The organism is Mesorhizobium sp. M0030, from assembly GCF_040323695.1.
In the GTDB taxonomy this organism is placed as follows: Bacteria; Pseudomonadota; Alphaproteobacteria; order Rhizobiales; family Rhizobiaceae; genus Mesorhizobium.
In genome coordinates this window covers 567,921-585,468 of record NZ_JAMYVE010000002.1, presented here as the reverse complement: position 1 = coordinate 585,468, position 17,548 = coordinate 567,921, and the positions used below count along the sequence as shown (strand labels likewise).

General features: G+C 64.2%; 12 protein-coding genes. 5 read left to right on the top strand and 7 right to left on the bottom strand.

Features of this window, described 5'->3' with window-relative positions:
* The first annotated feature begins 217 nt into the window (after positions 1 to 217).
* The 4 genes from NKJ80_RS06845 (at position 218) to NKJ80_RS06830 (ending at position 6,074) form a co-directional block, all read left to right on the top strand.
* The gene (locus NKJ80_RS06845; protein WP_352497280.1) at positions 218 to 4,306 is read left to right on the top strand and encodes a Pls/PosA family non-ribosomal peptide synthetase; all 4,089 of its coding nucleotides are present in this window, start codon (positions 218 to 220) and stop codon (positions 4,304 to 4,306) included.
* Complete coding sequence (locus NKJ80_RS06840; RefSeq protein WP_023682965.1) at positions 4,306 to 4,764, top strand: GNAT family N-acetyltransferase; 459 nt, start codon at positions 4,306 to 4,308, stop codon at positions 4,762 to 4,764. Before NKJ80_RS06845 ends, NKJ80_RS06840 begins: the two co-directional genes overlap by 1 nt.
* On the top strand, positions 4,761 to 5,429 hold the full coding sequence (locus NKJ80_RS06835; protein ID WP_023724819.1) for a 4'-phosphopantetheinyl transferase family protein: 669 nt from the start codon (positions 4,761 to 4,763) through the stop codon (positions 5,427 to 5,429). The genes NKJ80_RS06840 and NKJ80_RS06835 overlap by 4 nt, the downstream gene beginning before the upstream one ends.
* Before the next feature lie 90 nt (positions 5,430 to 5,519).
* On the top strand, positions 5,520 to 6,074 hold the full coding sequence (locus NKJ80_RS06830) for a dihydrofolate reductase family protein (protein ID WP_023671548.1): 555 nt from the start codon (positions 5,520 to 5,522) through the stop codon (positions 6,072 to 6,074).
* Between the two features lie 168 nt (positions 6,075 to 6,242).
* Here the strand turns inward: NKJ80_RS06830 and NKJ80_RS06825 are convergent, their stop codons facing one another.
* The 5 genes from NKJ80_RS06825 to NKJ80_RS06805 form a co-directional block, all read right to left on the bottom strand.
* Positions 6,243 to 7,103 carry a patatin-like phospholipase family protein gene (locus NKJ80_RS06825; protein WP_023671547.1) on the bottom strand — a complete coding sequence of 287 codons (861 nt, stop codon included), beginning with the start codon at positions 7,101 to 7,103 and terminating at the stop codon, positions 6,243 to 6,245.
* Positions 7,100 to 8,476, bottom strand: coding sequence for a M16 family metallopeptidase (locus tag NKJ80_RS06820; protein WP_023671546.1), 1,377 nt, complete (start codon positions 8,474 to 8,476; stop codon positions 7,100 to 7,102). Before NKJ80_RS06820 ends, NKJ80_RS06825 begins: the two co-directional genes overlap by 4 nt.
* A 188-nt stretch (positions 8,477 to 8,664) precedes the next feature.
* A complete protein-coding gene (locus tag NKJ80_RS06815; protein WP_023747744.1) occupies positions 8,665 to 10,020 on the bottom strand; it encodes a M16 family metallopeptidase in 1,356 nt (451 codons plus the stop codon).
* Positions 10,021 to 10,116: 96 nt separating this feature from the next.
* Complete coding sequence (rsmD, locus tag NKJ80_RS06810; RefSeq protein WP_023671544.1) at positions 10,117 to 10,671, bottom strand: 16S rRNA (guanine(966)-N(2))-methyltransferase RsmD; 555 nt, start codon at positions 10,669 to 10,671, stop codon at positions 10,117 to 10,119.
* A 47-nt stretch (positions 10,672 to 10,718) separates the two neighbouring features.
* The gene (locus tag NKJ80_RS06805; protein WP_352497279.1) at positions 10,719 to 12,887 is read right to left on the bottom strand and encodes a pseudouridine synthase; all 2,169 of its coding nucleotides are present in this window, start codon (positions 12,885 to 12,887) and stop codon (positions 10,719 to 10,721) included.
* A 180-nt stretch (positions 12,888 to 13,067) separates the two neighbouring features.
* Between NKJ80_RS06805 and NKJ80_RS06800 the strand changes: the two genes are divergently transcribed.
* Positions 13,068 to 13,520 (top strand): nucleoside deaminase, encoded by a 453-nt coding sequence (locus tag NKJ80_RS06800; RefSeq protein ID WP_023694762.1) that lies wholly within the window; start codon positions 13,068 to 13,070, stop codon positions 13,518 to 13,520.
* 28 nt (positions 13,521 to 13,548) lie between these two features.
* Here NKJ80_RS06800 and NKJ80_RS06795 read toward each other — a convergent pair whose 3' ends face one another.
* Together NKJ80_RS06795 and ileS are read right to left on the bottom strand one after the other, a co-directional pair.
* Positions 13,549 to 14,232, bottom strand: a complete 684-nt coding sequence (locus NKJ80_RS06795; RefSeq protein WP_023671541.1) for a hypothetical protein — start codon at positions 14,230 to 14,232, stop codon at positions 13,549 to 13,551.
* Positions 14,233 to 14,433: 201 nt separating this feature from the next.
* Entirely contained in the window at positions 14,434 to 17,415 is a 2,982-nt protein-coding gene (gene ileS, locus NKJ80_RS06790; RefSeq protein ID WP_023819984.1) for an isoleucine--tRNA ligase, read from the bottom strand.
* Positions 17,416 to 17,548: the final 133 nt, after the last annotated feature.

Below are 17,548 nucleotides of genomic sequence, written 5' to 3'. Positions count from 1 at the left end.
GTCGACGAGGCCCCGGCAAATCCCCGCCCAGACACACTCCAGAAACAAAATTCAACAGTTCGGAAAAACCGGCGAAAAGATCGGGTGGCATAAGCTTCCCGGATTCCGGGTTCTTCCTTTTTGGAAGCCCTCCACCAACAAAATCGCAGCGGCGGCGCAGTGCCTCCTCCAGCGGCCGCATGAACAGCCGGGCAATGCCCGGCGAGGACGAGAAAGTATGGACATGGACTACGATATCGCCGAACTGGACAGCGACGCGGCAACGGCGATCGGCAGCCTGGCAAGCATCGATGCGCTGGCAAGGATCGCTCGCGGCCCGGCAAGGGACGGCCAGGTCCTGACGGGCGCCGACTTTGCCCTGCAGCCGGGTGAGCGGCTCGATACGGTGTTCGAGCAGCTCGCCGTGACATTCGCCACGTTGCCGGCGGTGATCTCCGACGGACGCGTGTGGACCTATCAGGAGCTGAACAGCCGTGCCAACCAGTTCGCCCGCATGCTGATCAAGCACGGCGTGCGGCCGGGCCACCGGGTCGGGCTCATTCTCGACCGGTCGGCGGAAACCTATGTCGCGTTGCTGGCGGTGATGAAGGCGGGGGCTGCCTTCGTGCCGCTGGCCACCGCGTTTCCGCAGGAGCGGATGACGCTGATCATCGAAGACGCCGCCGTCAGCATGATCGTCACCATCGCCGCCTATGCGTCGCGCGCCGGTCAACTGCCCGTTCCCCATGTGCTGATCGACAGCGCCGCCGCCGAAATCTCCGCACAGTCGCCCGCGCCGCTGAAGCAGCAGGCGACCGACGACATTTGCTACATCCTCTATACCTCGGGCACCACCGGCAAGCCCAAGGGCGTGGTCATCACGCACCAGAGTTTCGTCAATTTCATACACGTCGCGGCCGCCTCCTATGGCTACCGGCCGGGCGACCGGGTCTATCAGGGCATGACCATTGCCTTCGACTTTTCCTCCGAAGAGATCTGGGTGCCGTTCGTCGCCGGCGCGACGGTGGTGCCGGCACCTGGCCAGATGCCGCTGGTGGGCGAGGAACTGGCGGATTTCCTGCGCCTCCATGACATCACCTGCATGGCCTGCAGCCCGACATTGTTGTCGTCGATGACATCGGACGTTCCCAGCCTGCGCACGCTTCTGGTGGGCGGCGAGGCCTGCCCGCACAATCTGGTGGTGCGCTGGTCGAAGCCGGGCCGGCAGATCCTCAATACCTACGGGCCGACCGAGGCGACCGTCACCGCAACGATGGGGGCGCTGACGCCGGACCGTCCCGTCACGATCGGCGCGCCGTTGCCGACTTACTCGATCGTCATTCTCGACGCTTCGCTGCCGCAACTTGCCGAGCCCGGTGAACTGGGCGAGATCGGCATTGCCGGCATCGGGCTCGCCGTCGGTTATCTGAACCGGCCGGACCTGACCGACCAGAAATTCATCGCCGATTTCGTCGGCCTGCCGAACAACCCGTCGCAGCGCATCTACCGCACCGGCGATCTTGGCCGGATCAACGATAGCGGCGAGATCGAGTATGCCGGGCGCATCGACACGCAGGTGAAGATTCGCGGCTATCGCATCGAGCTCGGCGAGATCGAGGCGGTGCTGCTCGACCAGCCCGAGATCGCCCAGGCCGCCGTCACCACCTGGGAGATCGAACCCGGTCGCGTCGAACTGGTTGCCTATTACGCGCTTAAAACCGGCGTAGCGGCGATTTCCCGAGGGGATCTCGCCCAGACGATGAAGCGGCGGCTGCCCGACTACATGGTGCCCGGCTATCTGGAGGAACTGCCTGCCATCCCGATGACCGTCTCCAACAAGGTAGACCTGCGCCAACTGCCGAAGCCGACGAGCGTCCGGCTTTCGGCCGATCGCACGATGGTGCCGCCCGGCAATGAGGACGAGCGATTCCTGGCGGAAGCGCTGGCCACGGTGCTGAAATTCGACGCGGTGTCGGTCGAGGATCACTTCTTCGACGATCTCGGCGCCAACTCCTTGCTGATGGCGCATTTCTGCGCGCGCGTGCGCACCAGGAAGGAATGGGCGACGACGTCGATGCGCGACATCTACCTCTATCCCACGGTGGCGCGCCTGGCGCTGCATCTGGGGGTAGCGGAGGAGATGACGACGGCAACCAACGAGCCGGTCCTCACCCGCCGGGCCTCGAACTTCGCCTACTGGACCTGCGGCGCGGCGCAGCTTTCGTTCTACGGCCTCTACAGCTACGTGGCGCTCTGGGCGATCAATGACGGCCTCAACTGGATGTATGACGCGCTCGACGATCCGCTGCAGCTCTATATCCGGTGCGTGGCGCTCTCGGCCGCCGTGTTCTTCGGCATGTCGGGCTTTGCCGTCCTGGCGAAATGGGTGCTCATCGGCCGGTGGAAGGCCGAGGCGTTTCCGGTCTGGGGCGTGCGCTACTTCCGCTTCTGGGTGGTCAAGACATTGATCCGAACCGCGCCCGTCGTGCTGTTCCGCGGCAGCCCGCTCTACAGCCTCTATCTGCAGCTGCTCGGCACCAAGCTCGGGAAAAACGCCGTCATCGAATCGAAGTCCGTGCCCGTCTGCACGGATCTTATTTCCATCGGCGCCAACACCATCCTGCGCAAGGAATCGATGATCCTCGGCTTCAGGGCCCAGTCCGGTTATATCCACACCGGGCCGCTGACCATCGGCCGCGATGCTTTCGTCGGCGTCGGCTCCACGCTCGACATCGACACCAGGATCGGCAACGGCGCCCAGCTCGGCCATTCGTCCTCGCTGCATCGCGGGCAAAGCATTCCCGACGGCGAGCACTGGCATGGATCGCCGGCGGTGCCGACCACGGCGGACTATTGCAAGGTGCGCAATGTCAATCCTTACCAGGTCCGGCGCTTCCTCTATGAAGCGCTGCAGCTGGTCGGCCTGTTTGGCCTCGTCACCCCGCTGCCGCTCCTGTTCCACAGCTACTGGGAATATGTCGGCGACGACTATCAGGAGACGATCGGCCTTGTCGCGATCGGCACCACGGTCACGCTTTTCGGCTATATCGCGGCGGCTTTCCTGGCAGCGACGCTGGTGCCGCGCCTGACGAGCCTGATCTTGAAGCCGGGCCGCACCTACACGCTTTACGGTTTCCGCTACTGGCTGCAGACCGTCGCCGAATTCGCCAGCAATTCCCGCGTGCTCGGGCTCCTGGCCGGCGACAGCTCGGCAATCGTGCACTACATGCGCGCCATCGGCTGGAACCTCAACAGAGTGGTGCAGACCGGCTCCAATTTCGGCTCCAACCAGCAGCACGAAAACCCGCTTCTGTGCGAGATCGGCACCGAGACCATGGTCTCGGACGGGCTGTTCATGATCAACATGCACAAATCCGCCTCGGCCTTCAGGCTCGAGCCGACGCGCATCGGCGAACGCAACTATCTCGGCAACAACATCTGTTATCCGCCGGACGGCCGCACCGGCGACAACGTGCTGCTCGGCACCAAGGTGATGATCCCCATCGATGGGCCGGTGCGCGAGAATGTCGGCCTTCTCGGTTCGCCTGCGTTTGAAATCCCGCGCATGGTGAACCGCGACAAGGAGCTTATCGCCGGCGTCGACGAGGCCGACCGGCGCCGGCGCATCCCGCACAAGAACCGCCACAACCTGGTGACCATTCTTCTGTTCCTGGCAACGCAATGGGTCATGCTGTTCGTCACGCTGGCGATCTGGGACCGGGCGCTAAACTACTATACGGAATGGGCGGAGGTCGCCCTGTTCGCCGCCGTGCTTTTGACCTCGGCGATCACCATTCCGTTCTACATTCTGGTCGAGCGGGCAAGCCTTGGCTTTGGCCGGTTAAAGCCGCAGATGACGACGATCTACGACGTCGCCTTCTGGCGCCACGAACGCCACTGGAAGCTGGCGGATTCGCCGATCGTGCGCCTGTTCGCCGGCACGCCGTTCCGGCCGATGATCCTGCGCCTGCTCGGCGTCAAGGTCGGCAGCCGGGTCTATGATGGCGGCAGCAACCTGACCGAGCGCTCGCTGGTCGAGATCGGCGACGACGTCACGCTCAACGAGGGCTGCGTCATTCAGGCCCACTCGCTGGAAGAAGGCGCGTTCAAGTCCGATTTCATCCGCATCGGCGATGGTTGCACGCTCGGACCTTCCGCCTTTGTCCACTACGGCGTGGTGATGGGCAAAGGCTCGATGGTCGACGCGGACTCCTTCGTGATGAAGGGCGAAGAGCTGGAGCCCAACTCGATCTGGCGGGGCAACCCGGCCAAGCTGCATCGCTTCGTCGAGCCGGTGCCGGAGGATGGCGTCAAGGCAACGGCTTGATGAGCGCAGACATCCGCCTCGTTTCGGTGACTGCGGCCAACCGGGCTGTGGTCGCGGCCCTGGAGCTGGCCCCGGATCAGATGGATTTCGTCGCCAGCAATGCGGAGTCGCTGGACGAAGCCGAAACCGACGGGGACGCTCGGCCGCGCGTCGTCATGACAGGGGATCGCGTCGTCGGTTTCCTGATGTACGAGGCGCCGCAGGACGACGACGAGGCGCGGATCTACCGCTTCATGATCGGTCGCGTCCATCAGGGCCAAGGCTACGGCAAGGCCGCTTTGCGCGAAGTGCTGGATGAAATCATGCGGCTCGGCCACATCAGCCACGTTTCGATCTGCTACGAACCTGGGAATGAAGCGGCACGCCGCCTCTATCGCGCTGCCGGTTTCGTCGAAGAAGGGCCCGACGAGGACGGGGAAATGATCGCCGACCTCGCTCTGCGGGGCGAACAGCCATGACGCGCCCGCCCGATGCCGGTGCCAGCCTGTCGGCGCATCTGCTGGCGGCGATGGCCGCCATGACGCCGGCCGGCGTTCGGATCGGATGCCGCACGATCCGCGAAGGCGATGAGAACCATTTGCTGCCGCAGGAAGCACGCTCCATCCCGTCACGCCTGCCGCTGATGCGGCGGGCGAGTGGCGCGGCGCGGTGGATCGCGCACGAGTTGCTGGCGGATATGGGCTTGAACGACGTCGCTATCCTCCGCGGCTCCTCCGGCGCACCGGTATGGCCTCATGGAGTAACGGGGTCGCTGGCTCACGACGACGAGATAGCCGTGGCGGCCGTCGCGCCGCTCTCCCACGTCGCCTCGCTCGGCATCGATATCGAGCCCGCTTTGCCCCTGCCCGACGACATCTTCGCGCTGGTTGCAGTCCCCGCTGACCGGATCGACGCAACCGACTCGTGTCTTGCCGGTCGCATCCTTTTTGCCGCCAAGGAAGCTGTCTACAAGGCCGCCTACCCGCTTGATCGCGAAGTGCTGGGCTATGAGGACATCACCGTCGATCTCGACGCAAGCGACGCTGTGACGAAGACGGGCCGCAGAGCGAGACTGGTTTACTGCGTTGCTCCGTGTGTGGTCGTTCTGGCGTTTGTCGATGGTGTCCGAAGCGCCCCCCTTTAAGCGCGATGGGCCAGCGCCCGACAGCAACGCCTGCTCAACAAAGCGCTTTTTTTCGCAGAGCGGTCGCAAAAGGCTCACACGGTTCGTCCTTTGACAGAAGAAGGAGAGCGCCATGAGAAACCTTATTATCACCGAGTCAGCATCGATGGCATCGCCGAGGTCGAGAAGCTGCCCAGCGTGACCTGGAACGATGAGATGCAAAGGTTCAAGGAGGACGAGCTTGCCGACAGCGGGGCCATGCTTCTGGGGCGCACGACCTACGAGATTTTTGCCGGCTCTTGGCCCAAGGAAACCGGAGACTTCGCCGACCGGTTCAATGCGCTGCCGAAATATGTCGCGTCGACAAGCCCGAAGGCACTCGACTGGAAACCGGCCGAGTTGCTGAAGGGTGCGTTGCCGGAAGCGGTTCGGGCGCTGAAGCAAGGCAGCGGCGGCAACATCTATGTGCATGGCAGCCTGAGCGTCGCGCGGGAATTGCTGCGCCATGGTCTGGTCGATCGCGTCAGGCTGCTGAGCTACCCTGGCTCCGTCGGGGAGGGCAAGAAGCTGTTCCCGCCCGATATGCCGGTGGCGTTGGAGCCGATCTCGACCGTACAGTTCAGCAATGGCGTGGTGGCGCTGGAATATGCGGCTGGGAGGGTGTGAGACGCTGGTGGGGTAATCTCCCCTTGAGGGGAGATGTCGCCGAAGGCGACAGAGGCGGTCGGTCCGTCCTGACGCAACCTCCTATCGACAGTAGGAGGTCTAGCTTCACGCGAGACGACCCCGTCTGGCCTGCCGGCCATCTCCCCCTCGAGGGGGGAGATCGGCAGCTCACCCTGCTTTCTTCCCCCGCTTGCCCTTGGCACGCGCCTCGACCACTCTTTCCACCTCCCGCTTCAGTTCGTCCTTGACCTCCTGCGTCTCGGCCAGCAGCGTGTCGATCTTCATGAAATCGAGCACGCGGTATTTCGACACCGGCGGGCGGATCAGTATGTCGGGGGGGCGCTGGTTCAGCTTGTGGGCGATGATCGACTGCATCATCAATTGCGTGGCGCCATACATCAGGTCGACCGTGGTCGGGTGCTTGCGCTCGGCCTCGCTAGGCGCGCCGACGACGTCGATGGCGATGATGATGTCGGCGGCGTTTTCGATGAGGTCGAACGGCACCGGATTGTAGATGCCGCCGTCGATCAGCACGCGGTCGTCGCGCGTCACCGGGCGGAACACCGCGGGAATGGCAGCCGAGGCGGCGAGCGCCGAATGCAGGTCGCCCTCGTCGAAGACGGCCAGCTTGTGACCGAAATAGTCCGTCGCCGTCACCTTGAGCGGAATCATCAGCTCGGCGAAGGTTTCCGGGATGGCTTCCGGCAGGAACGCCTTCAAGATGCGCTCTATGTTGAACTGGCTCACGCGGATGCCGCCCTGCATCGCCTCGGCGATGGTGCCGGGACGCGAGCGCCACATGCGCGCCGCCACCTCGGCGCGGCGGCCGAGGATCGAGCGGGCGTAGTCCTCGATGTCCTTGCCGCTCATGCCCGAGGCCATGCCGGCGCCCATGATGGCGCCGATCGAGGAGCCGGCGATGGCCACCGGCTTGATGCCGAGCTCGTCCAGCGCCTCGACGATGTGGATATGGGCGAGGCCGCGCGCGCCGCCGCCGCCAAAGGCGATACCGAAAGTCGGACCTGTCATTTGGCCTCCAGCTTCGGCCCGATGCTCATGATCGCGGGCGCCGGCGTCAGCAGCTTCTTCGCCGCTGCCTTGACCTGATCGAGCGTCACGCCGTTGATGAGCGCCGCGCGGCGCTGCACGTAGTCGATGCCGAGATTGTCGAGCTGCAATTCCACCAGGGTCGCGGCAATGGCGCTGGAAGAATCCAGATTGCTGATAGCATAGGAGCCGACCATGTATTTCTTGGTCGCGTCCAGCTCGGCCTCGGTCGGCCCCTCCTGCGCCATCTTCTTGACCACCTCCTTGACGATGGCGAGCGTCTCGGCGGCGCGGTCGGAACGCGTCGCCGTGGTGATGATCAGCGCATTGGAATGCTGGTGGTCGACCAGGTTGGAATCGACGGAGTAGGCCAAGCCGCGCTTTTCCCGCACCTCGTCATAGAGGCGCGAGGTGAAGGTGCCGCCGCCGAGAATCTGGTTCATCAGCACCGCGGGGAAGAAATCCGGCGCATCGCGCTTCACACCGGGGTAGGCAAACTGCAGCGAGGTCTGCGGCAGGTCGTAGTCGACCTCGAGCTGCTGGCCGAGCTTCAGCTCCGTATCGGCAACCGGTTGCAGCACCTGCTTTTCCGGCAGATCGCCGAAGACCTCATCGAGCTTCCGTTTCAGCGTCGCGGCATCTATGTCGCCGACCACCGCAACATGCAGGCCGCTGCGGGCGAAATTGGCCTTGTGGAAGGCAGCCAGATCCGCTGCCGTGATGGTGGCGATGCTGTCCTTGGTGCCCTGGTCGGGCCTGGAATACGGATGTTCGCCATAGATCGCGCGCAGCCATTTGGTTTGCGCGACGGTGTTGGGGTCACGCTCATTGGCGATGATGCCGGACAGGATCTGGGCGCGGATGCGGTCGATCGGCGCCTGGTCGAAGCGCGGGCTGGTGACCGCCAGCCTGAGCAGGTCGAAGGCCGCATCCTTCTGCTCGGCCAGCATCCGCATCGCGCCATAGGTGCCGTCGCGCGCCGCTTCGAAGCCCATCTCTGCGCCGGCATCGTCAAGCTTGATCTGGAAGGCCTCGCTGTCGAGGTCGCCGGCGCCCTCGTCGAACAGGCCGGTCATCAGATTGACCAACCCTTCCCGCCCCGCCGGATCCTGCGTCGAGCCGCCATCGAAGACGAAGCGGATGGCGATGATCGGAATGGAGTGGTCCTCGACCAGCCAGGCATTGACGCCCTTTGACGAGGTCACCGGTTGGATGTCCATCGCGTGCGCGGCAAGCGCCGGCAGGATGAGGAAGAAGATGCCGAGGAACAGTGTGGCGAGGGCGTGGAGAACCGCGATGCGCCTATGAGTAATCGCATCAGGCCATTGATCGCCAAGGTCAGCTCCGCCCCTCATCCCGCTGCCGGGCACTTCTCCCCGTATAGTGACGGGGAGAAGGGGTCTCGCCGCGACGCTGGCGCTCTTCTTACGACGCTGATGGTTGGCGAAATCGACGATGACAGCGCCCCTCTCCCCGTCACTATAGGGGGAGAGGATGCCGGCAGGCAGGTGAGGGACAGCGCTAACGCTCAATCTCGTCATCATCAATTCCCCGCCTGTTGCTGCGGCAAGAGATAGCCGGTCGTCGTACGATCGAGCAGCAGATAGCGTGCGGCGACCGCCTTGATCTCATCGGCGGTGACCTTGCGAATGCGGTCCGGCCATTCCTCGATATCCCTGACGTTGCCGCCGGTGGCGAGCTCGGCGCCGTAGAGATTGGCCATCTCGTCCTGCTTGTCGCGGGCGAAGATCATGGCCCTGATATAGCGGGCCTTGGCCTTCTCCAGCTCGTCCGCGGTGACGCCGTCCTTGACGATGCGGGCGATCTCGGCCTCGACGGCCGCCTCGACGTCGCTCAGCTTGGCGTCGCCGCGCGGCGCGCCATAGACGGTGAAATTGGTGGCGTCGAGCATCGTACCCTGGAAGAAGGCGCCGGTCGCCGATGCGATGCCTTGCTTGACCACGAGTTGCTGGTAGAGCCTGCTGCGGCTGCCGCCGCCAAGGATCTCTCCCAGCAGGTCGAGCGCCTCGGCCTCGCCGGGTTTTGCCGTGTGGTAGGACGGAACCACCCATTGCGTCGAAAAGCTCGGCACCGAAACGCGCCCATCGGTGAGCGTCACCGTGCGCTTGGTGTTCTGCTCCGGCTCGACCGGGCGGATGCGCGGGGGCAGGTCGGGACCGCGCGCGACCTTGCCATAGGTTTTTTCGGCCAGCGCCTTCACGACCTCCGGCTCGACATCGCCGGCCACGATCAGCACCGCATTATTGGGGCGGTAGTATTTGTCATAGAAGGCAACCGCATCGGTGCGGTTCAACTGCTCCATCTCCTGCATCCAGCCGATCACCGGAATGCGGTAGGGCTGGTTCTGCCAGAGCGTCGCGTCGACCTCTTCGTCGAGCACCGCCTGCGGATTGCTGTCGATGCGCGCGCGGCGCTCTTCCAGGATCACGTCGCGCTCGGTCTTGATGACCTCGTCGGTCAAGATGAGGTTGCGCATGCGATCGGCCTCGAAGCTCATCATCTCACCAAGTGCCGAGGGCGCCACCGTCTCGTGGAAGGCAGTGTAGTCATATGAGGTGAAGGCGTTGTTGGAGCCGCCGATGGCCGATATGGCGCGGTCGAACTCGCCCGCGGCGTGGTTGGTCGTGGCCTTGAACATCAGGTGTTCGAAGAAGTGCGCTATGCCGGACTTGCCTGGCGGCTCGTCGGCGCTGCCGATCTTGTACCACACCATATGGGTGACGATGGGGGCGCGATGATCGGGAATGACCACCACCTCCATGCCATTGTCGAGCAGGAAGTTGGCCACCTTGCCATCATCCGCGGCCAGGGCCGGGCCGGCCATGGTCAGCGCGGTGGCGAGCAAGGCTCTCCGCAGCCATTCAGTATGAAATGTCATTGATGGCTCCGGTTGTTATCGCGCGACGATAGGCAAGGTTAGCCGCGGAGGCAAAGTGAATTGTGCGTCATTTTGAAGGCGCCGATCGCCCCACCCTTACGCAAGCTCGATGAACCGGACCACCGTCTCGCCGTAGTTTCGTTCATCAACCACCGAGAATTCCGGCCCAATCTCGAAGGGCGCCGAGGCGGCTTCCTCGACCACGCAGAGCGCGCCGGGCAGCAACCAGCCGCCATCCCTGGCCGAGCGCAGGGCGCGCTCGCCAAGGCCCTTGCCATAGGGCGGATCGGCGAAGACCAGGCCGAATGCCGCAAGCGTACCGGCCTCACCCAGGGCGGTCGCGTCGCGGCGGAAGATCTTGGTGCGGCCGGTAAGGCCAAAAGCTTCGACATTGGTGCGGATCAGGCCGCGCCCTTCGGCCGATTCTTCGATAAAGACGCCATAGGAAGCGCCGCGCGACAGCGCTTCGAGGCCGAGAGCGCCGGTGCCCGCGAAAAGGTCGAGCACACGCGCGCCGTCGAGCTTGTCGGCAAAGCGGTGCGCCAACACGTTGAAGACGGCCTCGCGGGCGCGGTCGGTCGTCGGGCGGATGGCATGGTCGCGCGGCGTCGCCAGCGGACGCCCGCGAAATTGGCCGCCGACGATTCTCATTTATGCCCGGGTCTCATTTAAGGCCGGATCTCATTTAAGTCCCGGCATCATCTGGTCCTCGGGCCCTTGGGACCGTTGCGTGGCCGCTCGCCGCCCCGACCGCCATCCGGACGCTCGCCACCCGGCTTGCCGAACGGCTTGGCTCCGCCCGGCTTGCCATAGGACGGCTTGAACGACGCCTTGCGCGCCTTGGCCTCAGCCGCCTTGGCGGCATCGGCTTCCGCCCTGCCCTTGCCGATCGGACGCGCGCCCGGCGCCATCCAGACATTAGCCTTGCGCTGGCCCGGCGGATCGATCGGCCGCTGCTCGCGCTCGGGCTTCTTGCCGCCGCGCGGTTTGTCACCAAAGGCGCCGCGCGGCTTGTCGCCGAAGCCTCCACGGGGCTTGTCGCCAAAATCGCCGCGCGGCTTTTCGCGAAACTCGCTGCGCGGCTTGTCCGAAAACTCGCTGCGCTCAGGTCTCGGGCCGCGTTCGCCAAAGCTCTTTTCCGGCCTCGCGCCCCTTTCGGGACTGGTCGACAGCTTGCCGAGCGCTTCGTCGCGGCTGCCTTCGCGGCGCTTGCGGTTCTTGATCAGACCGCCCTCGCCGATCGGCCGATGGTCACCCTCGCGGGTGACTTTCGGCCGTTCCGGCTCCACGTCACGCTCTCGCCGCACCGGCTGGTTGGAAAACGGCTTGATGATCTCGGCGTCGAAATTGGCGCCGGATTCCTCGACCAGTCGCTCGCCGAGCTGGTCGCGCAAGACGCGGCCCTTGATCTCCAGCACATGGCCTTCGGCGAGATCGTCGAGCTGGAACGGTCCGTAGGAGATACGGATCAGCCGCGTCACGTCGAGGCCGAGCGATCCAAGGATGTTCTTCACTTCGCGGTTCTTGCCTTCGCGCAGGCCGATCGTCAGCCACGCGTTGGTGCCTTGTTCACGATCGAGCGTCGCCTCGATGGCGCCGTAGAAGACGCCGTCGACGGCAATGCCTTCACGCAGGCCTGCGAGCATGCTTTCCTCGACCTTGCCATGAACGCGCACGCGGTAACGGCGCAGCCAGCCAGTGGCAGGCAGTTCGAGCACGCGCGACAGACCGCCATCATTGGTGAGCAGCAGCAGGCCTTCGGTGTTGATGTCGAGGCGGCCGATGGTCATCAGCCGCGGCAATTCGGCCGGCAGCACGTCGAACACGGTCTTGCGGCCCTCGGGGTCGCGGTTGGTGGTAACGACGCCGGCCGGCTTGTGAAACAGGAACAGGCGGGTGCGCTCGATCGGCGGGATCTCCATGCCGTCGAGATGGATGATGTCGCCCGGCATGACGTTGAAGGCCGGCGAGGTCAAAGCCCGGTTGTTGACCTTGACACGGCCCGCCGCGATCAGGTCTTCGGCGTCGCGGCGCGACGCCAGGCCGGCGCGGGCCAACCGCTTGGCGATACGCTCGCCGGCTTCTTCCGCATCTGCCGGACGCGGGCGCGGCTTGAAGGCGCCGCCAGATGCTTGCGGCCGGTCACCACCGAAATCGCGCTTGGGGCGATCGCTGAAGTCACGCTTGGGACGATCTCCGGCGTCGCGCTGCGGGCGATCGCCAAAATCGCGCTTTGGCCGGTCAAAACGCTTTTCGCCCTCGGCGGAAGCAGGCCGATCGCCACGCGGTGCGTAGGGCTTGCGCGGCCCTTCACGCTTTTCGAAAGGCTTGCCTTCGGGACGCGGCCCCTTGCTGAATGGCCGATCGCCGCCCTTGAAATCGCGCTTTGGCCGCTCGCCATCGGCCGCAACCGGCCGATCGCCGCGCGGTGCATAAGGCTTGCGCGGCCCCTCGCGCTTTTCATACGGCTTGCGTTCACCCTCGGCCGCCATAGGGCGATCCCCACGCGGCGCATAGGGTTTGCGCGGCCCTTCGCGCTTTTCATACGGCTTGCGCTCGCCTTCGGCTGCCATCGGCCGGTCACCGCGTGGTGCATATGGCTTGCGCGGTCCCTCGCGCTTTTCGAAGGGCTTGCCTTCGGAACGCGGACCTTTGCTGAATGGCCGGTCGCCACTTTTGAAATCGCGCTTGGGCCGCTCGCCCTCAGCCGCTGCGGGCCGGGCGCCTCGCGGTGAATAGGGTTTCTTGGCCCCGAAGCAGGGTTTGCCGCTTTTGCCGGCGGCGCCATCGCGGCGCGGCCCCGCGGCTCCAGGGCCGCTTTTGCCCGGGCCTTTGTGGCGCGGAGATTTCTTGTCGTTGTCGTCCATGTGGCCTTTGCCTTGTTGCGCTGCTACAGCGTGGCGCATCCTTTCGGACGCGCAAAGGACGCTATAGCACTTTGATTTGGCGCATGATCATTTCCGAAAATCTGTTCCGATATTCGGGTTGACGCGCTCCATAACAGGATCACCGCCAAGTGGCGAGGAGATAATCGGAATGGAAACCGCGTGAAGCGGCCGGATTTCATGGCGCTGGCGCTGAAAGAGGCGCAAGCCGCCGCCTTGCGCGGAGAAGTTCCAGTTGGCGCCGTCATCGCCAGCGGCGACACGGTGGTGGCATCCGCCGGTAACCGCACCCGCGAACTTGCCGATCCGACGGCGCATGCCGAAATGCTGGCGATCCGCGCGGCCTGCCAAACGCTCTCGAGCGAGCGGCTGACCGGCCACGACCTCTATGTGACCCTGGAACCCTGCGCCATGTGCGCCGGCGCCATTTCCTTCGCCAGGCTGCGCCGGCTCTATTTCGGCGCGGCCGACGAGAAGGGCGGCGCGGTGGTCAACGGCGTGCGCTTCTTCGCTTCGCCGACCTGCCACCATACGCCCGACATCTATCCGGGCATGGCCGAGGCCGATGCGGCGCTGCTGCTCAGGGAATTCTTTCGGGAAAGACGCGAAACGTAGAGCCTTCAGCTACCGAAGGCGACGGTTCCTACCAGGAGGGCAGCCAGTCGAAGAGCCCGCCGCTCTTGCCCTTGGCGGCCGCTTCCTTCTTGAGGCGGCGTTCCTTCTTGTATTCATCCTCGCCGAGTTCGCCCTGCGGCGCCGTGTCGGAGGCAGCTCGATAGGCCAGAGGCGGCTCGCTCAGATATCTGCGAGTGTTGGGGTCGCCCTGCTTTTGCTCTGCGGTGCGGCGCTGGATCTCGGCGGCGCGGCCCTTGTCTGAATCCTTCGGCGACCAGGCCGGCGGGTGGCTGGAGCCCGAATCCGCCAGCGCCTTCTTCACGGAAGCCGGATCGGTCTGCACGTCATCGACGATCCCCGACTGATAGGACGGGTCGTCCTGGTGGGCAGTGGCGTCGGCACGCAGGCGGGCGCGGCGCTGCTCGGGCGATTCGGGCCAATCGGTGCTCGCCGTCTCGATGCTTTCCTGCGGCGGCGGCAGCACTTCCTTCTGCCCCGGCGCCGGCTTTACCAGCTCCGGACGCGGCCTGTAGTCGATCTGTTCCTTGTGCTTGGGCGTGATCGCGAAGGCGCCGGAAAGGTCTCCGGCAAGCTGCTCGCCAGCCGTCTTGTCGGTGCCGTAGGTAGGCGAGCCCATGCAACCGGACAGAGCGAGGCCGGACGCGACAAGCGGCGCCAGCAGCGCAACGCGCGCATAAGTTCTCTTGGTCATGCCAAAAAGTCCCACTCTAGACAGCCTCTCGATCGTCACCGGCCAAAGGCCCGGTCCCCATCGTCCACGCTCTTGCGACGGAATTCCGGCGACAATTTGTCTTCCGGAGTTTCGCGTGTTTATCTCAACCACTCGTTAAGGGCAACGCGCGGGCGGTTTTCGCCCACGCGGCATGGCATTTGTGCTCCGGCTTATGAGCAGTCACAAACGTCCCAGAGCCTTGAGTTCATGCAGCACGGCGGCATCGCGGGCAGACACGTCGGGGAATTCCACGTCCTGCCCGACATCGGCGGTATAGCGCCACGAACGCGCGCATTTGACCAAGCCGCGGTCCTCGGCCTTTTCGACCACCACCGCGACACCTTTGACATCGTCGAGCGCAAAGGCGCCTTCCGGCGCCTTGCCATGGGCGATGACGAGATCGCTGGTGATCGCCATTTCAGCCATGTCGACATCGGCGATCGCGGCTTCAAGCGTGGCATCGTCGAGGCTCACGACCGGCACGGCTTCCAGCGAGGCACCGATGACCTTCTGAGCGCGTGCGATCTCGAGCGCGCCGGTGACGACACGGCGGACCTGCCGCACCTTGCGCCATTTTTCCGCCAGTGCCTCGTTCTTCCAGTCGGCCGGAATCTCGGGGAACTGGTCGAGATGCAGCGAGACAGCATCCGGATGACGGTCGAGCCAGGCTTCTTCCGTGGTGAAGGGCAGCATCGGGGCCAGCCATTTCACCAGGCAGTCGAAGAGGTGGCGCACCACTTGTACCGAGGCCTTGCGCTTCACGCTGGCGGGTCCTTCGCAATAGAGCGCGTCCTTCCTGATGTCGAAATAGAAGGCCGACAGCTCGACCACCATGAAGTCGAGCAAAGTGCGGGTGATGCGTTTGAACTCGAACGCGTCGTAGCCCGAGCGCACGACCTCATCGAGCTCGGCCAGCCGATGCAGCATCAGCCGCTCCAGTTCCGGCATCTTGTCCAGCGGCACCTCCTCGCCATCGTCATGGGCGAGCGTGCCCAGCATCCAGCGGATGGTGTTGCGGAGCTTGCGGTAGGCGTCGATGTTGGTCTGCAGCACGTTCTTGCCGAGACGCTGGTCTTCCCAATAATCCGTCGTCACCACCCATAGCCGCAGAATGTCGGCGCCGGACTGCTTGATGACGTCTTGCGGCACGACGGTGTTGCCGAGCGATTTCGACATCTTTCGCCCCTCCTCATCCATGGTGAAGCCATGGGTGACGACGGTGTCGTAAGGTGCCCTGCCCCTGGTGCCGCAGCTTTCGAGCAGCGAGGAGTGGAACCAGCCGCGATGCTGGTCGGAGCCTTCGAGATAGACGTCGGCCGGCCATTTCAGGTCCGGACGGTCTTCCAGCGTGAAGACATGCGTCGAGCCCGAATCGAACCAGACGTCGAGGATGTCCATCACCTGCTTCCATTTGGAGGCCTCGTGATTGCCGAGGAAACGCTCCTTGGCGTCGGCAGCGAACCAGGCGTCGGCGCCTTCCCTCTCGAATGCGTCCATGATGCGCTGGTTGACGGCTTCGTCCTTCAGCACATTGCCGTCCTCGTCGGCAAAGACGGCGATCGGCACGCCCCAGGCGCGCTGGCGCGACAAGACCCAATCCGGGCGTTCCTCGATCATGGCGCGGATACGGTTCTGGCCGGCCGCCGGCACGAAGCGTGTGTCATCGATCGCCTTCAGCGCACGGCTGCGCAGCGTCGTGCCGTCGCCGAGGTCCTTGTCCATATAGACGAACCATTGCGGCGTGTTGCGGAAGATGATCGGCTTCTTCGACCGCCACGAGTGCGGATAGCTGTGCTTCAGCCGGCCGCGCGCGAACAGTGCGTTGCGCTTGATCAGCTCGTCGATGACCGCCTGGTTGGCATTGCCCTTCTTGCCGTTGTCGTCGATCACGCGCGCCGCCCCGCCTTCGCGATCCGGGCCAAAACCCGGCGCGTCCCTGGTGAAGAAGCCAGCATCATCTACAGTGAAGGGGATGGCAGGGTCGATGCCGCGTGCGCGCAAATCCGATGCCGCATCCATCCAGGCATCAAAGTCCTCGCGGCCATGGCCGGGCGCGGTGTGGACGAAGCCGGTGCCGGCGTCGTCGGTGACATGATCGCCGGCCAGCATCGGCACGGCGAATTCGTAGCCGCCGCCGAGACCTTTGAAGGGATGTGAAAGTGTAAGGCTTCCAAGCTCTTCGACCGAAACGCTGCGAAGCCGATTCAAGGTGACCTTGGCCTTGGCCGAGGAGTCTTCGGCAAGCGCATCTGCAAAGATCAGCTTTTCACCGGGCTGTGGACCGAACGAATTTTCGGCTGCGGTAACTTCATAAAGGCCGTAGCCGATCCGTGACGAATAATTGACGGCACGGTTGCCGGGGATCGTCCACGGGGTTGTCGTCCAGATGACGACGTGGGCGTTGTCCAAAAGTGCAACGCTTTCCGGAACGCGCATGGACGGTGCAGCGTCTGATACAAAGTGCTCAACGCTCCAAAATCCTGACACAACTGGAAACTTCACCCAGATCGTATCCGACTCATAATCCTGGTACTCGATCTCGGCCTCGGCCAACGCGGTGCGCTCGACCACACTCCACATCACGGGCTTGGAGCCACGATAGAGCTGGCCGGACATGGCGAACTTCAACAACTCCCCGGCGATGCGTGACTCCGAATGGAAAGCCATCGTCGTATAGGGGTTCTTGAAGTCGCCGATGACGCCCAGTCGCTGAAACTCCGCGCCCTGCACGGAGATCCAGTTCGCGGCGAACTCGCGGCATTCGTTGCGGAATTCGTTGACCGGCACCTCGTCCTTGTTCTTGCCCTTGGCGCGGTACTGTTCCTCGATCTTCCATTCGATCGGCAGGCCGTGGCAATCCCAGCCCGGCACATAATTGGCGTCATAGCCGCGCATCTGGAACGAGCGGGTGATGACGTCCTTGAGGATCTTGTTCAGCGCATGGCCGATATGGATGTTGCCGTTGGCGTAGGGCGGGCCGTCATGCAGCACGTATTTTTCGCGGCCGGCCGCCTCCTCGCGCAGCTTGCGATAGAGGTCCATGTCCTGCCAGCGCTTGACCAGCAGCGGTTCCTTTTCCGGCAAGCCGGCGCGCATCGGGAAATCCGTCTGCGGCAGGTAAAGCGTCTTGGAATAGTCGATCGTTTCAACAGTGTCGGTCATTGGTCTGCCATATGCATTGCCCGGCGGGCGTAAAAGCTCGGGCGTGAACTATCATGATTGGAAAAGCGCGAGGGGGGCGCGCAAAACTCCCGGCGGCTCCGGCGGCGCTCAGGCCGCCCGGAACACCGGGCCT

Excerpts from the sequence above, each read along its gene's own strand:
- NKJ80_RS06820 (WP_023671546.1), bottom strand. The coding sequence starts at position 8,476 with ATGAGGGGCGGAGCTGACCTTGGCGATCAATGGCCTGATGCGATTACT.
- NKJ80_RS06815 (WP_023747744.1), bottom strand. The coding sequence starts at position 10,020 with ATGACATTTCATACTGAATGGCTGCGGAGAGCCTTGCTCGCCACCGCG.
- NKJ80_RS06795 (WP_023671541.1), bottom strand. The coding sequence starts at position 14,232 with ATGACCAAGAGAACTTATGCGCGCGTTGCGCTGCTGGCGCCGCTTGTC.
- NKJ80_RS06845 (WP_352497280.1), top strand. The coding sequence starts at position 218 with ATGGACATGGACTACGATATCGCCGAACTGGACAGCGACGCGGCAACG.
- ileS (WP_023819984.1), bottom strand. The coding sequence starts at position 17,415 with ATGACCGACACTGTTGAAACGATCGACTATTCCAAGACGCTTTACCTG.
- NKJ80_RS06840 (WP_023682965.1), top strand. The coding sequence starts at position 4,306 with ATGAGCGCAGACATCCGCCTCGTTTCGGTGACTGCGGCCAACCGGGCT.
- NKJ80_RS06825 (WP_023671547.1), bottom strand. The coding sequence starts at position 7,103 with ATGACAGGTCCGACTTTCGGTATCGCCTTTGGCGGCGGCGGCGCGCGC.
- NKJ80_RS06805 (WP_352497279.1), bottom strand. The coding sequence starts at position 12,887 with ATGGACGACAACGACAAGAAATCTCCGCGCCACAAAGGCCCGGGCAAA.
- NKJ80_RS06835 (WP_023724819.1), top strand. The coding sequence starts at position 4,761 with ATGACGCGCCCGCCCGATGCCGGTGCCAGCCTGTCGGCGCATCTGCTG.
- rsmD (WP_023671544.1), bottom strand. The coding sequence starts at position 10,671 with ATGAGAATCGTCGGCGGCCAATTTCGCGGGCGTCCGCTGGCGACGCCG.